This window comes from Hoeflea sp. AS60 (assembly GCF_038900115.1).
Taxonomy (GTDB): Bacteria; Pseudomonadota; Alphaproteobacteria; order Rhizobiales; family Rhizobiaceae; genus Hoeflea.
In genome coordinates this window covers 1,667,627-1,681,739 of record NZ_JBBMQP010000002.1, presented here as the reverse complement: position 1 = coordinate 1,681,739, position 14,113 = coordinate 1,667,627, and the positions used below count along the sequence as shown (strand labels likewise).

16 protein-coding genes are annotated in these 14,113 nt (G+C 58.3%); 10 read left to right on the top strand and 6 right to left on the bottom strand.

The genetic code is table 11. The features are described 5' to 3' along the window. Nucleotides 1-6: 6 nt before the first annotated feature. Nucleotides 7-1,038 carry a DnaJ C-terminal domain-containing protein gene (locus WNZ14_RS18470; protein WP_342870080.1) on the bottom strand — a complete coding sequence of 344 codons (1,032 nt, stop codon included), beginning with the start codon at nucleotides 1,036-1,038 and terminating at the stop codon, nucleotides 7-9. 105 nt (nucleotides 1,039-1,143) lie between these two features. Then, complete coding sequence (locus WNZ14_RS18465; protein WP_342870079.1) at nucleotides 1,144-1,602, bottom strand: RT0821/Lpp0805 family surface protein; 459 nt, start codon at nucleotides 1,600-1,602, stop codon at nucleotides 1,144-1,146. A 38-nt stretch (nucleotides 1,603-1,640) separates the two neighbouring features. Between WNZ14_RS18465 and pdxH the strand changes: the two genes are divergently transcribed. Further along, nucleotides 1,641-2,255, top strand: a complete 615-nt coding sequence (gene pdxH / locus WNZ14_RS18460) for a pyridoxamine 5'-phosphate oxidase (RefSeq protein ID WP_342870078.1) — start codon at nucleotides 1,641-1,643, stop codon at nucleotides 2,253-2,255. Here the strand turns inward: pdxH and WNZ14_RS18455 are convergent. From WNZ14_RS18455 to WNZ14_RS18440, 4 genes are all read right to left on the bottom strand, one after another. After that, a complete protein-coding gene (locus tag WNZ14_RS18455) occupies nucleotides 2,246-3,313 on the bottom strand; it encodes a polysaccharide deacetylase family protein (RefSeq protein WP_342870077.1) in 1,068 nt (355 codons plus the stop codon). The two genes, pdxH and WNZ14_RS18455, sit on opposite strands and share 10 nt — an antisense overlap. Before the next feature lie 202 nt (nucleotides 3,314-3,515). Beyond that, nucleotides 3,516-4,472, bottom strand: a complete 957-nt coding sequence (locus tag WNZ14_RS18450) for an AEC family transporter (RefSeq protein WP_342870076.1) — start codon at nucleotides 4,470-4,472, stop codon at nucleotides 3,516-3,518. A gap of 133 nt (nucleotides 4,473-4,605) precedes the next feature. Next, entirely contained in the window at nucleotides 4,606-6,021 is a 1,416-nt protein-coding gene (gene tldD / locus WNZ14_RS18445; protein ID WP_342870075.1) for a metalloprotease TldD, read from the bottom strand. Between the two features lie 184 nt (nucleotides 6,022-6,205). Next, nucleotides 6,206-6,736 (bottom strand): invasion associated locus B family protein, encoded by a 531-nt coding sequence (locus tag WNZ14_RS18440; RefSeq protein ID WP_342870074.1) that lies wholly within the window; start codon nucleotides 6,734-6,736, stop codon nucleotides 6,206-6,208. Nucleotides 6,737-7,115: 379 nt separating this feature from the next. On the opposite strand from WNZ14_RS18440, the gene coxB reads away from it, so the two are divergent. The 9 genes from coxB to WNZ14_RS18395 all read left to right on the top strand — a co-directional run bounded on the left by coxB (nucleotide 7,116) and on the right by WNZ14_RS18395 (nucleotide 14,107). Next, nucleotides 7,116-7,991, top strand: a complete 876-nt coding sequence (coxB, locus tag WNZ14_RS18435) for a cytochrome c oxidase subunit II (protein WP_342870073.1) — start codon at nucleotides 7,116-7,118, stop codon at nucleotides 7,989-7,991. 18 nt (nucleotides 7,992-8,009) lie between these two features. Next, on the top strand, nucleotides 8,010-9,665 hold the full coding sequence (gene ctaD, locus WNZ14_RS18430; protein WP_342870072.1) for a cytochrome c oxidase subunit I: 1,656 nt from the start codon (nucleotides 8,010-8,012) through the stop codon (nucleotides 9,663-9,665). Nucleotides 9,666-9,803: 138 nt separating this feature from the next. Further along, nucleotides 9,804-10,745 carry a heme o synthase gene (locus WNZ14_RS18425; RefSeq protein ID WP_342870279.1) on the top strand — a complete coding sequence of 314 codons (942 nt, stop codon included), beginning with the start codon at nucleotides 9,804-9,806 and terminating at the stop codon, nucleotides 10,743-10,745. Nucleotides 10,746-10,747: 2 nt separating this feature from the next. Beyond that, nucleotides 10,748-10,897 carry a hypothetical protein gene (locus WNZ14_RS18420; RefSeq protein WP_342870071.1) on the top strand — a complete coding sequence of 50 codons (150 nt, stop codon included), beginning with the start codon at nucleotides 10,748-10,750 and terminating at the stop codon, nucleotides 10,895-10,897. A gap of 10 nt (nucleotides 10,898-10,907) precedes the next feature. Next, nucleotides 10,908-11,510, top strand: a complete 603-nt coding sequence (locus WNZ14_RS18415) for a cytochrome c oxidase assembly protein (RefSeq protein ID WP_342870070.1) — start codon at nucleotides 10,908-10,910, stop codon at nucleotides 11,508-11,510. Nucleotides 11,511-11,572: 62 nt separating this feature from the next. Continuing rightward, nucleotides 11,573-12,448 carry a cytochrome c oxidase subunit 3 gene (locus WNZ14_RS18410; RefSeq protein ID WP_342870069.1) on the top strand — a complete coding sequence of 292 codons (876 nt, stop codon included), beginning with the start codon at nucleotides 11,573-11,575 and terminating at the stop codon, nucleotides 12,446-12,448. Nucleotides 12,449-12,549: 101 nt separating this feature from the next. Then, nucleotides 12,550-12,933, top strand: a complete 384-nt coding sequence (locus WNZ14_RS18405; RefSeq protein WP_342870068.1) for a DUF983 domain-containing protein — start codon at nucleotides 12,550-12,552, stop codon at nucleotides 12,931-12,933. A gap of 10 nt (nucleotides 12,934-12,943) precedes the next feature. Continuing rightward, nucleotides 12,944-13,672: an SURF1 family protein gene (locus tag WNZ14_RS18400; protein WP_342870278.1), complete on the top strand. Its 729-nt coding sequence runs from the start codon at nucleotides 12,944-12,946 to the stop codon at nucleotides 13,670-13,672. 69 nt (nucleotides 13,673-13,741) lie between these two features. Then, complete coding sequence (locus tag WNZ14_RS18395; protein WP_342870067.1) at nucleotides 13,742-14,107, top strand: DUF1304 domain-containing protein; 366 nt, start codon at nucleotides 13,742-13,744, stop codon at nucleotides 14,105-14,107. Nucleotides 14,108-14,113: the final 6 nt, after the last annotated feature.

Below are 14,113 nucleotides of genomic sequence, written 5' to 3'. Positions count from 1 at the left end.
GAATGCCTAGAGATACCAAGCCTTCTTGCTTGACCGCATCAGGTCCATAAGGTGAGGGTCCGGCTTTTCAGGCAGCATGACGCGCAAATGAACGTGCAACATCCCGCGTCGTCCAAAGGTGGTGGGAAGCCCCTTGCCCTTGATCTGAAGCACGGTGTCGGAGCCTGACCATTCGGGGATCTCGATACGCAAAGGACCGTCGAGGCCATCATAGACAAATGAACCACCAAGCACGGCTTCGGCAAGTTCAACCGGGTGATCGCCGTGAATATCACTCCCCGACGATCGCAATCGTGGGTGCTTCTGGTGCCGCACGGTGACAATTGCGTCGCCATAAATCTGTGGATTGGGCGAGGAGACAACAATTTCGGAGCCGTCCACAGTGCCTGGCGGGATCGTGTAGCTCACGGTTTCGCCCTCACCAAACACGATTTCGTCTTCGTGGCCGGCAAGCGCGGTTTCCAGAGTAATCTCAGCCTGATGATGGGTCGCTGGGAGAACGGTCTTCGGCTTGTGGCGCGATTTCCATTTCTTGAAGAGATTGTCGAGCGTGGTGAGCGGATCCTCGTCCATGCCCGGGGCGTCCGTTTTGGTTCGCTGTCCGGTGTGGTCCCTGTCAGGCGCTGCCTGTTCTTTTGTCTTCTTGGCCGCTGCGTCACCGAAAATATGGACCACCATATCCTCGAACTTTGCTTCGTCCATGGCATCAGCAGACTGACTGGCTCCACTTGCTTGAGCGCTTGGGGCTTTCCCCATATTCTCCTTGAACGTCTTGAATGGATTGGCCGAGAACCCGCGCGCAGGACGCGCCTGGCGACGACCCATGGCATCGATATGACCGTGGTCGAATCTCAGACGTGTTTCGGGATCGATCAACAGCTTGTAAGCATGAGCGATCTCTGCAAACCGGTTTCCGGCCTGTGGATCATCCGGATTCTGATCCGGATGCCAAATCTTTGCGAGCTGCCGGTAAGCGCTCTTGATATCTTCAGCCTTCGCCGTCGTGTTGACGCCGAGCACCGTGTACGGACTACGCATGTTACATCCCCGTATGGGCTTAATACGGGTACCCTAACGGCGATTTGCTAATCATCCGTGTATGGAAGATGGGTTTATGGCCTGGAACGCGGAATAATATTCTAATCAGCCATTGGGGCGATCGAGACTGACGAGGTCCCATCCGCCGTCCGGGCGGCGGCATGCCTGCCCATTGAGAAGCGCGACGCCGTCAAAACTGTGGCGGGTTGTCTCAAACAGCCGGCAGGTCCTGGCGCCGTCCGTCACGATCTTGACACTCGAAATGACCCCGGCAGACCCTGTCAGGGAATTCGACCATGGCTGCGTAACCGACAGTTCCTGCTCACTCAGCCCGCCGACAAGATCACGAATGTAGGTCTCGTCGGACATGATCTCGCTTTCGGCAGACAAGCGAACAATCGAGGCAGTCGTTGTTTCATCAAGCGAAAGAGCCGAAACTGCTGAAGAGCCACCGCCCATGCAGGCAGACAGGCCAAGGCATGCCGGCAACGCCAGCGCCAAAAACGCGCGGCGCACCTTCGTGCTCTTTTCCCGGTTGATCGCTTCTGTTAGGTCAGGTTCCAACGTACTGCCACTCCAGCCTGGAGGCATGAAAGAACATTATGACCGAAACAGGGTTAACGACTGGTGACTTCACCGAAGAATCCGAACCTTACCGGCTTTTTGCAAAATGGCTTGAAGATGCGACGGCCTCCGAGCCCAATGACCCCAATGCTTTGGCTTTGGCGACGGTTGATACTGACGGCTTGCCTGATGTCCGCATGGTTCTGCTCAAGGGGTTTGATGAGCGCGGGTTTGTTTTCTACACCAACTTTGAAAGCGCCAAGGGCGAGGAAATTCTCTCGTCAATGAAAGCCGCGATGTGCTTTCACTGGAAAACCTTGCGCCGCCAGGTCAGGATCCGCGGGCCGGTGGAGCAGGTCAGTGATGCGGAAGCTGATGAATACTACGCATCACGCCCCCGCGGCAGCCGCATAGGCGCTTGGGCGTCAAAGCAATCGCGCCCGCTGGAAAGTCGTTTTGCGCTTGAAAAGGCGGTGGCTGAATACACAGCCAGGCATGCGATCGGCGATATTCCACGCCCGCCGCACTGGTCCGGCTTTCGCATTGTTCCGCAATCGATCGAGTTCTGGCATGACCGGCCCTTCCGGCTGCATGACCGCATGGTGTTCACCCACTCGGACGGCGCCTGGGACAAGACCCGGCTCTACCCTTGAGCAGATCCGGACAGAGCGAACGGGATGCCTGACGCGAGCGCTCCAACATACCGGCATTTCTGGTAATAGCCGTTGAGAGATATGCGGTGGAGCGAAAACAGGTTCTCGAGGCTTTTGCCCTGCAGTGTCCCCGGGTTGGTGGTCACCGCGAGTTTGAAACCGAGCGCTTGCGCTGCCTGATATTCCCTTGGCCCGGCTGCGGATCGATCCCCGTACGGATAGGCAAGCGTGCTTGGCTTCTCGCCCGTGATCTCGGCAACGCGCTCCGCCGATCTGATGACTTCCGAGCGCATCCGGTCGGCGTTCAGGTGCGCCAGATTGAGATGCGAAATGGTGTGAGCTCCCAGATGTGCCAGCGGAGTGGCGGCAAGCTGGCGCAGTTCGGCCTCATCCATGACTTCACGATCGACTATGCCCGTCGGGCAGATGCCCGCAGCGCGCGCCTGCTCGTCAAGTCGCTCGACGGTGGCCTCCTGTCCCGCGCAAACCAGGGCCGTGTTCAGGCGGTCAAAGGCCGCATATTTTTCAATCAGGCTGCGTGTTGCGAGCGTTTCCTGACCGTTTCCGAAGTCGAAAGTGAATTCGTCGACCTGGCTGAGAAGTTGCTCTGCAGTTTCCCACCAGATCGAATGAGTCCGGTCGACGAAACCGCCTGAAATGAAGATCGTATAGGGAACGCCGTGCTTCTCGAAGACAGGACGGGCATGCTGGTCATTGTCCCTGTATCCATCGTCCAGGGTGAAGACCATGGCTGGACCCGGCCGGTCGGGCTGGGCAAGGAAATCTGGCAGATCTGCCAGAGCCACCGGAATGTAGCCGTCATCCTTGAGCCGGGTGATGCTGGCATCCAGAAATTCAGGCGTGATCGTCAGGTGCGCTGCAGGATCGAAATCCTTTTGGATAGAAGGTCGGACATGGTGCAGGGTGAAGATCGCACCCATGCCGCGTGCGCCGGACATCAGACCGCTCCTGGAGACCAGAGACACCGCCTCAAGCCCGCTCTGAATGGCGGTGCGTTTGAGCATTCGACGTGCGGCGACTGTGCTGGGTCCGAACATATTCCCGATCCGAAAGGCGCAACTAGCGCTTGGTGCCGGACCGTACTACCAGCTTTGGCTTAACCGTTGTTGAATCCTGCCGGAACACCGGGCGATTAGCCATATTGCGGCCGGTTCCTTGGTCGGTGGCGCGCACCAGCCCCGCGGACCGCCTCAACGGAACGCAGGGGAACGGCGGTTTGGCCGCAGCACTCGGTGTCACTCAAAGGATATATGTGTTGACCACCCAGAGCACACCACTGAGTGTGAAGAACGAGAGCACCGTCGCCATTAGCATCGCGACCACACTGGGGCGTTCTCGCCCGAAACGCTGCGCAAGGATCGGATAGATTCCCATCATTGGGACTGCAGCCAGGATGACAGCGGCTGCCTGCATTTCGGGAGATAGCGGTGCCAGACCCACGATGGGAAGGGCAACGGTTGCGCCGAACACTGCCATTGGATGGAAAATCAGCTTGCCCGCGACCGTGGGCGCGATTTCTCCGGTCAGGCCGCGAACCGAAACACTTGCCAGGGTGCCGCCGATGACAAGCAGCGACACGGCCGCGCTCGAAGCGGCAAGCATGTCGATCGGCTTCATCAAGGGCGCGGGCAGTTTCAGGTCGAAAGATGCTGCGGCCAGTCCCGCGACCAGTCCGATGATGATTGGATTGCGGGCCAGGCTGCTAAATGTCCGGGTGAGCGTTTTCCCGACAGATGCAGGGGTTCCGTGCCCGGCCTCTGCGATCGCAAGGAGGAGGGGGATGAGTACGATATTCTCCACCAGCATGTTCAACGCCAGGCCAACGCCGGCGATTGAGGGCAGCATCAGAAGCAGGATCGGGTAGCCGACAAAGCCGGTATTGGAGCAGACCATTCCCATGGTGCTGATCGCCGCAGCCGTCGTTTCAGCCTTCCGGATGAGCCGCATGTAAAAGAAACCGCAGGCCAGGACCACCAGCGACCCGAAAAGATAGGCCGCCATGTAGCTCCAGTTGACCACTTCCGCGATGGGCCGTTGCGAGAGCGCCTTGAACAGCAGTGCCGGCAGCGCCAGCACCACAACATAACTGCCGAGAATTTTCATGGCCGAGGCTTCGAACAGGCCGGAATACACCGACGCGTATCCGATCGCGATCATGATGAAAACGGGGGCGGTGATGGAGAGAATATCGAGCATGACTGAAGAGTTGATTTATCTTCAGTCGCTTAGATACCCCGCCAACTGGTTTGGCAACAGTGCCACCGGTCAGCCACCGGATTTCCGCTCAAACGGAAACCCGGCAGTTGGGCCAGTCTGTTCGGAGGCTGTATCAGGCCTGGGTGCCGCCAACCGTCATCGCATTCATCAGAAGATGCGGCTGGCCGACGCCGACCGGCACGCTCTGTCCGCCCTTGCCACACATGCCGATGCCGGTATCAAGCGCTGAATCATTGCCGACCATGGAGATCCGCTGCATTGCTTCGGGACCATTGCCGATCAGCATCGCGCCGGTCACCGGCGCGCCGATCTTGCCGTCCTCGATCATATAGGCCTCGGTGCAGCCGAAAACGAACTTGCCGGAGGTGATGTCAACCTGGCCGCCGCCAAAGGAGACCGCGTAAAGCCCCTTCTTGACCGAGGAAATCATCTCCTCGGGGCTCTTGTCGCCCGACAGCATGTAGGTGTTGGTCATCCTCGGCATCGGCTGATGCGCGTAGGATTGACGGCGTCCGTTGCCGGTGGCCTTCATGCCCATCAGCCGGGCATTCTGCCGGTCCTGCATGTAGCCGACGAGAATGCCATCTTCGATGAGCACATTGTAGCCAGATGGCGTGCCCTCGTCATCGACCGACAGCGAGCCGCGCCGGCCTTCGATGGTGCCGTCATCAACGACGGTGACCCCCTTGGAGGCGACGCGCTGGCCGAGGAGACCGGCAAAGGCCGATGTTTTCTTGCGGTTGAAATCGCCTTCCAAGCCATGGCCAACCGCTTCATGCAGCATCACGCCGGGCCAGCCTGCGCCGAGCACCACATCCATGGTGCCTGCGGGAGCCGGAACGGCGTCGAGATTGACCAGCGCCTGGCGAAGCGCTTCATCAGCACCATGCCGCCAGCTTTCATCGGTCAGGAAATCGCCGAACAGCTTGCGTCCGCCCATGCCGTAGGACCCGGTTTCCTGCCGGTCGCCGACGCCTGCCACCACCGAGATGTTCAGGCGGGCGAGGGGGCGCACATCGCGCACCCGGTGACCGTCGGCACGCATGATTTCAACGACCTGCCAGTTTGCGGCGATCGAAACCGAGACCTGACGGACCCGCTCATCCTTGTTGCGAATGTAATGATCGATGGTCTGCAGCAGCTTGACCTTGTCCTCAAAGCCAGGTGCCGAGAGCGGGTTGTCAGCCGTGTAGAGCAACTTGTTGGTGCGCTGGGGTGCTTCGGAATAGGTTCCGCTGGCGCCGCGCGTGACCGCTGAGACTGCATCAGCAGCGCGCATCAGTGCAGCTTCCGACAATTCGCCCGCATGCGCATACCCGGAAGTCTCGCCAAGCACCGAACGGAGCCCGAAACCGCGATCGGTCGCGTATGCGCCGGATTTCAGCTTGCCGTTATCGAACACCAGAGATTCGGTTTCCTCGTACTCCAAGTAAAGCTCGCCATCGTCGGCGTCCTTGAGTGCATCGGCGACGATTCTCTCCACCTTGGCTTCAGAAATGTCGAATTGGCTGGCGAGTGGATCCTGCATGATCTTGTCCATTTTTGCTGCGGTGTTGCCCATGTATATAGGTGATCGAGCGACGATTGAAACACGACGCTAAGAGCCGACCGGCAAAATCACCCATGAGACCGTCATTCAACCCGCCGGGTCGGGCACACTGATGCTGCCGTGGTCTCGCACCCCGCAAACCTCGAGTGAGTTTATGGTCTCGTCACGGAAGCGCCGCATAGCCTTCGGTAAAGCCGGCCAGATCGACCGGAATGCCGATGCCTTCCTCGGGCGTCTGGAACACGATGAAGGTTGCCGTCGTGCCGCCGCGCAGCGTGGTCAGCAGCGTTTCATCAAGGATCACCTCTGCGTAACAGCCGTCGGAGAAGCAGCGCACGAAATAGGCGCGGCCGATATCCTTGCCGTCGACATTGAGCCCCAGGCCTGACGGCAAGAGGACGCCCAGAGGCGCCAGCACCCGAAGGATGCGCGCCTGCTGATCCGCGGTTTTCAGAACGACCACGGACAGGCCGACCTCGGGACGATCATCGGCAATCACATTCTGCATCAGCGCGCATTGCTCCCCCGGCGCGCCGGCGGGCGTGTCACAGACAATCGACCAGGCGCCATGGGATGACGTGACCTTGCCGGCCTGCTGGGCTGCGGCCTGACTGGCAAGGCCCAACGGAGCAGCAAGCATCAGACACGCGAAAACAGCGCCGACACTACGTTTCGATTTTGGTGCAAATGCCATTTCAACTCCACGGAACGGCCGAATCATCGCTCAATTTGTAGATGGGCGCGGGCAAATTGGAACCCTTGGATGTCATTCTCTGCTGTTTTGTGCGGCGAAAATGCGGCTTTGAGGCTAAGCTGGCTGATCATTGTTAAGACGCTTGTGCGAAAACGCTCGCAGCAAAAGACCGGCCGAGGGCTGAAATCTCAAGAAAATGGGCTTTGGGGTTGAATTTCGCCTGTCAAATCCGTCGCTTTATAAAGACCGCGCAAAAATGCCGCATGATCAACAGGTGACGACAGTTGCGGGCGATGTCATTCTGTGGTTTGAAGCGCCAATCAAATTGAGGGATTCCGTCTGGTCACGCAGGCGGTACGATACTCGAGGGAGACATAACGTGACCAACAAGCTTTCTGCAGGGCTTGCCGCGCTCGTTTCGCTGGGCGCCAGCCCCGCTTTGGCAGCGCAGCCGGTTGAATGGCAAATGGGCTTCCAGCCTGCCGCAACTGAAATCATGAGCCAGATCCGTAGTTTTGAAACCTACACACTCTGGTTTATCGTGCCGATCACACTCTTCGTGCTGGCACTTCTGGTCTACGTGATGGTGAAGTTCCGCGCTGGAGCCAATCCCAATCCCTCCAAGACCAGCCATAACTCGCTTATCGAGGTAGTATGGACGCTTGGTCCTGTGGTCATCCTGCTGGCGCTCGCTATTCCGTCCTTCAACCTGCTGACCGCCCAGTATTCGCCGCCGACCGCTGACTACACGGTCAAGGCGACGGGTTACCAGTGGTACTGGGGCTACGAGTATCAGACAGAAAACGAAGTCTCGTTTGACTCTCTGATGATGCAGGATGGCGACCGCGCTGATGCTGGCAAGGAAGATCGGGCGGTCTACCCGCGCCTCCTCACCGTTGACAACGAATTCGTTGTGCCTGTCGGCAAGACGGTTCGCTTGCTGGTAACGGCTGCAGACGTTCTGCACTCCTTTGCGATGCCTGCGTTCGGCGTCAAGATGGATGCGGTTCCTGGTCGTCTCAACGAGACCTGGTTCAAGGCTGAAGCCGAGGGCCTGTATTACGGTCAGTGCTCCGAGCTTTGCGGCAAGGACCACGCCTACATGCCGATCGCGATCCGTGTGGTTGCCCAGGACCAGTTCGATGCCTGGCTTGCTGGCGCGGCTGACGATATCGAAGCCGCCAATCGCAACCTGGTTGCCGCCATTGAATCCGACGCCAAGTCGGTCGATGTCGCAGCCAACGTCAAGAATTAAGAGAGGGGACTGAGACCAATGGCCGGTTCAACTGTCGCTCACGACGACCACGACCACAAGCCCAAGGGCTTTGTGCGTCGCTGGATGTATTCCACCAACCACAAGGACATCGGCACGCTCTACCTGATCTTCGCGATCATGGCGGGCATTGTCGGTGGTCTGCTGTCAATTGCCATGCGCATGGAACTTCAGGAGCCTGGCATCCAGATCTTCCACGGACTGGCTGCAATGGTCTACGGTTTCGAAGGCGATGCGGCCATCGACGGCGGCAAGCACATGTACAATGTGTTCACCACCGCTCACGGCCTGATCATGATCTTCTTCATGGTCATGCCTGCCCTGATCGGCGGCTTTGCCAACTGGATGGTTCCGATCATGATCGGCGCGCCTGATATGGCGTTCCCGCGCATGAACAACATCTCGTTCTGGCTGCTTCCTCCCGCTTTCATTCTGCTGCTGCTTTCGATGTTCGTCGAAGGTCCTGCCGGCGGGTACGGAACCGGTGGCGGCTGGACAATCTACCCGCCGCTTTCGACGACCGGACAGCCTGGTCCTGCGATGGATTTCGCGATCCTTTCGCTGCACGTGGCTGGTGCATCGTCGATCCTGGGTGCGATCAACTTCATCACCACCATCTTCAACATGCGTGCGCCGGGCATGACCCTGCACAAGATGCCGTTGTTTGCCTGGTCGGTGCTGATCACCGCATTCCTGCTGCTGCTCTCCCTGCCTGTTCTGGCTGGCGGCATCACCATGCTTCTCACCGACCGTAACTTCGGTACCGCATTCTTCGCTCCTGAAGGTGGCGGCGACCCGATCCTGTTCCAGCACCTGTTCTGGTTCTTCGGTCACCCGGAAGTCTACATTCTGATCCTGCCGGCATTCGGCATTGTCAGCCACATCATCTCGACCTTCTCGCGCAAGCCGGTTTTTGGTTACCTCGGCATGGCTTATGCGATGGTTGCAATCGGTGCAGTCGGCTTCATCGTGTGGGCTCACCACATGTACACGGTCGGCTTGTCGCTCAACACGCAGCGCTACTTCGTCTTCGCCACCATGGTGATTGCGGTTCCGACGGGCGTGAAGATCTTCTCCTGGATTGCAACGATGTGGGGCGGCTCGATCAGCTTCCGCGCACCCATGCTCTGGGCGGTCGGCTTCATCTTCCTGTTCACACTTGGTGGCGTGACCGGTGTTCAGCTGGCCAACGCAGGCCTCGACCGCGCCATGCACGACACCTACTATGTGGTTGCCCACTTCCACTACGTTCTGTCGCTGGGTGCAGTGTTCGCCATTTTCGCCGGCTGGTATTACTGGTTCCCGAAGATGACCGGATACATGTACAATTCGACGGTTGCCCGTATCCACTTCTGGGTCACCTTCGTCGGCGTGAACCTGGTGTTCTTCCCGCAGCACTTCCTCGGTCTGGCCGGCATGCCGCGCCGCTACATCGACTATCCTGATGCATTCGCCGGCTGGAACGCTGTGTCGTCCTACGGTTCGTACATCTCCGGCATCGGTGTGCTGTTCTTCCTCTACGGTGTATGGGAAGCCTTCGCCAAGAAGCGCATTGCTGGCGACAATCCCTGGGGTGAGGGTGCCACCACTCTGGAATGGCAGCTGTCTTCGCCGCCGCCATACCACCAGTGGGAAAAGCTGCCGCGCATCAAGTAAATCTGCGCAGACAGCACTCAATCCAGACCGCCGGGTTCGTCCGGCGGTCTGATGCTTGCAACCGGACATGAGTGTCCGGTCCCCGATTGCGGGACCCGGTAGACCCGGAGTTCACAGAAAGGCAATTTGCCAATGGCAATGACCAACGAACATGATGCTATGACCGCGCCGGCTTCGGCGGCTGTTCTCGATGGCGATGCGCGTGATTTCTTCGCGCTGCTGAAGCCGCGTGTCATGTCGCTGGTTGTCTTCACCGCCCTGGTCGGTCTGCTGATGGCGCCCGGTGAGATCCATCCGGTGATCGGCTTTATTGCAATTCTGGCAATCGCTGTTGGCGGCGGGGCATCCGGCGCGCTCAACATGTGGTACGACGCCGACATCGACCTTTTGATGGGCCGAACCGCAAAACGCCCCATTCCCGCGGGCCGCATTTCTTCTGAAACGACATTGGCTTTTGGCCTGTTTCTGTCGGTGTTTTCGGTGGCGACGCTTGGCCTGATGGTCAACTGGCTCTCGGCTGGCCTGCTCGCCTTCACCATTTTCTTCTATGCCGTCGTCTACACGATGTGGCTGAAGCGCTCGACGCCGCAGAATATCGTCATCGGCGGCGCTGCAGGCGCGTTTCCACCGATCATCGGTTGGGCCTGCGTCACCAATTCGATCTCGCTCGAAAGCATTGCACTTTTTGCCATCGTCTTTCTCTGGACCCCGGCCCATTTCTGGGCCCTGGCGCTGTTCAAGTCCGAGGATTACGGCCGCGCCGGTGTCCCGATGCTGCCCAATGTTGCAGGCGAGCGCACAACCAAGAACCAGATCGTCCTGTACGCCGTGCTGACGGCGATAAGCGGTGTAGTTCCAACCCTCATGGGCTTCGCCGGTATCGCCTATGGCGTCATCGCCGCAGTGCTCGGCGCGGCTTTCATCTGGTATTCCATTCAGGTCTGGCGCATGCCGGACGGGGACAAGAAGATGATCCCGGCCAAGAAGCTGTTTGGCTACTCACTTCTCTATCTTTTCGCTATTTTCACTGCACTTCTGGTTGATGCGCTGGTGGCGAAATTCTTCGGTCTGGTGGTATAATCATGGATGAAGTTGAACTCACCGAACAGCAGAAGAAGGCGCGACGCTCGCGCTCTGTAGCGCTTGGCGTGGTCCTGGCTGTCCTGGCAGTGATGTTCTATGTGGTCACGATCATCAAGGTCGGCCCTGGCATCTTCGACCGGCCTATGTGAGGAAGAGACGATGAGCGAGAAGCCGACTGAAGCCAGAAAGACCAGCACGAACATGCGCATCGTCGTTGCATGCTCTGCGTTCGTGGCATCGATGGTTGGCGTAAGCTATGCTGCCGTTCCACTCTACCAGCTGTTCTGCCAGGTCACCGGTTACGGTGGCACCACGCAGCGGGTCGAGCAGATGTCCGACACGATCCTGGACCGCACGATCAGGGTCCGCTTCGATTCGAACGTGGCCGCAGGTCTGCCATGGGACTTCAAGCCGGTTCAGCGCGAGGTTGAACTCAAGATCGGCGAGACCATCCAGATCTCCTACACGGCTGAAAACAAATCCGACCAGACCACCTACGGCCAGGCGACATTCAACGTCACGCCGATGTCCGCCGGTGCCTATTTCAACAAGATCCAGTGTTTCTGCTTCACCGAGAACGAGCTGAAGCCTGGTGAGAAGATGGATATGCCTGTTGTCTTTTTCGTCGACCCGGCAATTGTCGACGATCTGGACGCCAAGGATGTCAACACAATCACGCTGTCTTACACGTTCTTCCCTCATGCACCGGAAAATCCGGTTGCGGCGGTGGCAGAGCCAGTGCAAGACAGGAATACCTTGTAAGACCAACACTGCGCCGGACGGGTGGTCCGGGGCATGAATGATGACCATCGGGGAAAGCTGACATGGCCGACGCACATCAAACTAACCACGACTACCATATACTTCCGCCGAGCCCTTGGCCGCTGACAGGTTCAGTCGGCGCGCTCGTCATGGCGCTTGGCGGCATCGGCTGGATGCAGGGAATGAAGGGAGCTGATTCGCTTCTGGGACTTCCGATCGCCAATCCGGTCATGTTCCTTGTCGGTCTGGCTATAGTTCTCTACACCATGTTCGGCTGGTGGGGCGCTACCATCAGGGAAGCGCATGAAGGCCACCACACGCGCGTGGTTGGTATTCACCTTCGCTATGGCATGATCATGTTCATCGCCTCGGAAGTGATGTTCTTTGTTGCCTGGTTCTGGGCCTTCTTTGACGCAAGTCTTTTCCCCGATGAAGCGCACCAAGTGGCGCGTGCTGCCTTCACCGGCGGCCAGTGGCCGCCAGCCGGTATCGAGGTCCTCGATCCGCTGCACCTGCCGCTTTACAACACCATCATCCTGCTGCTGTCGGGCACCACGATCACCTGGGCGCACCACGCGCTCCTGCATGGTGACCGCAAGGGTCTGGTCAATGGTTTGATCCTGACCATCTTGCTCGGCATCTTGTTTTCGGCAGTTCAGGTCTACGAATATGGCCATGCGCCTTATGCGTTCTCGGATTCGATCTACGGCGCCACCTTCTACATGGCCACCGGCTTCCACGGCTTCCACGTGTTCATCGGCACGATCTTCCTGATCGTCTGCCTGATTCGTGCAATGAAGGGTGATTTCACCCCCAAGCAGCATTTCGGTTTTGAAGCTGCTGCCTGGTACTGGCACTTCGTTGACGTGGTCTGGTTGTTCCTGTTCTTCTCGATCTACGTCTGGGCATCCTGGGGTGCGCCGATCTACCACGGCTGATAGCGGCCTGGATCAAGTTAGTCTGTGGGGCGGCAGGGAAACCTGCCGCCTCATGCATTTGAGCCCTTCAATTTATCTCGACCCAACAAAGGAGACGACGCATGACCAAGGATGAGGCCCATTATCCTCCCGTCGATCCGGTGTCAGTCGGATTGCGTGGCCGTTGTCCGCGTTGCGGCGACGGGGCTCTGTTTAATGGCCTGCTCAATGTCAAACCGAAATGCGGTGTCTGCGGTCTGGACAACTCCTTTGCCGATGCAGGTGATGGTCCCGCCGTCTTTGTCATCATGATCATCGGCTTTATCGTTGTCGGCCTCGCGCTCTGGCTCGAGGTCAATTACAGCCCTGCACTGTGGGTGCATCTGATCATGTGGATTCCGCTTTCAACTGTGCTGACACTGGTCTTGTTGCGCGTTCTCAAGGGACTGATGATCGCGCTTCAGTACCGCAACAACGCGTCCGAGGGACAGATTGATCGTGGCTAAAGTTGAGTCAGTGAAACCTGAGCGTCACCAACGGCGGTTCTGGGTCGGGCTGGTGCTTCTGCCGGTCGCACTTGCCATTCTCATTTCCCTGGGGACCTGGCAGGTCAAGCGGCTGTACTGGAAAGAAGATCTTCTCGCAGCAATTGAACAGCGCAGCAATGCGGAGCCTTCGGATCTGAGTGCGATCGAAGCAGCGCTCGATGCTGGCGAAGCGATCGACTACCGAACCGCCCGCGCGTCTGGTGGTTTTCTCAATGACAAGGAACGTCATTTTTTCGCGACCTTTGAAGGCCAGTCCGGATTCTATGTCTACACGCCGCTCCAACTCGGCGATGGCCGCTTCCTTTTCGTCAATCGCGGCTTTGTACCATACGATCGGAAGGAAGCCTCAACCCGCCCACAAAGCCTGATTGACGGCGAGCAGCAGATCAACGGCTTGGCACGCGCCAAACTGGCTGAAAAACCGTCCTTCATGGTTCCCGAGAATGACGAAGCAGGCAATATCTTCTACTGGAAAGATCTCGACCGAATGGCAGCGTCTGTCGATTTGCCGGCGGACAAGGTACTGCCTTTCTTTTTGGATGCCGATTCGACGCCTGTCGCCGGTGGCTTGCCAAGGGGCGGGGTCACCGTTATCGACTTGCCCAACAGCCATCTCCAGTATGCGATCACCTGGTATGGATTGGCGCTGGCTTTGGCAGGTGTAGCTGTTTTTGGCTGGCTGAAGCGAAAATCCTGATCGTGGCTGGCGCGCAACCGCTCTGGCATGGTAGCCGGATAAAACACATGAAACGAAGGGGAAACTCAGGTGGCAATTCTGGCCTTGGTTCTGGTGGCATTGGTCGCCCTCGAACACATCTATATTCTTGTGCTGGAGATGTTTCTCTGGACAACACCACGCGGCATGAAGGCCTTTGCCACAAAGCCTGAGCAGGCAGCCCAGACCAGGGTCATGGCTGCGAACCAGGGTCTTTACAATGGCTTCCTGGCAGCCGGTCTGATCTGGTCTCTGGTCCATCCGGATGCGACTGTCGCCTTCCAGCTCAAGCTGTTTTTCCTTGGCTGTGTTCTGGTTGCCGGGCTTTATGGAGGCGCAACAGCCTCGCGCAAGATCTTCGTCATACAGGCGCTGCCCGCCGCGATTGCGCTGATCGTTGTGTTGCTTGCCGGTTGACAATGT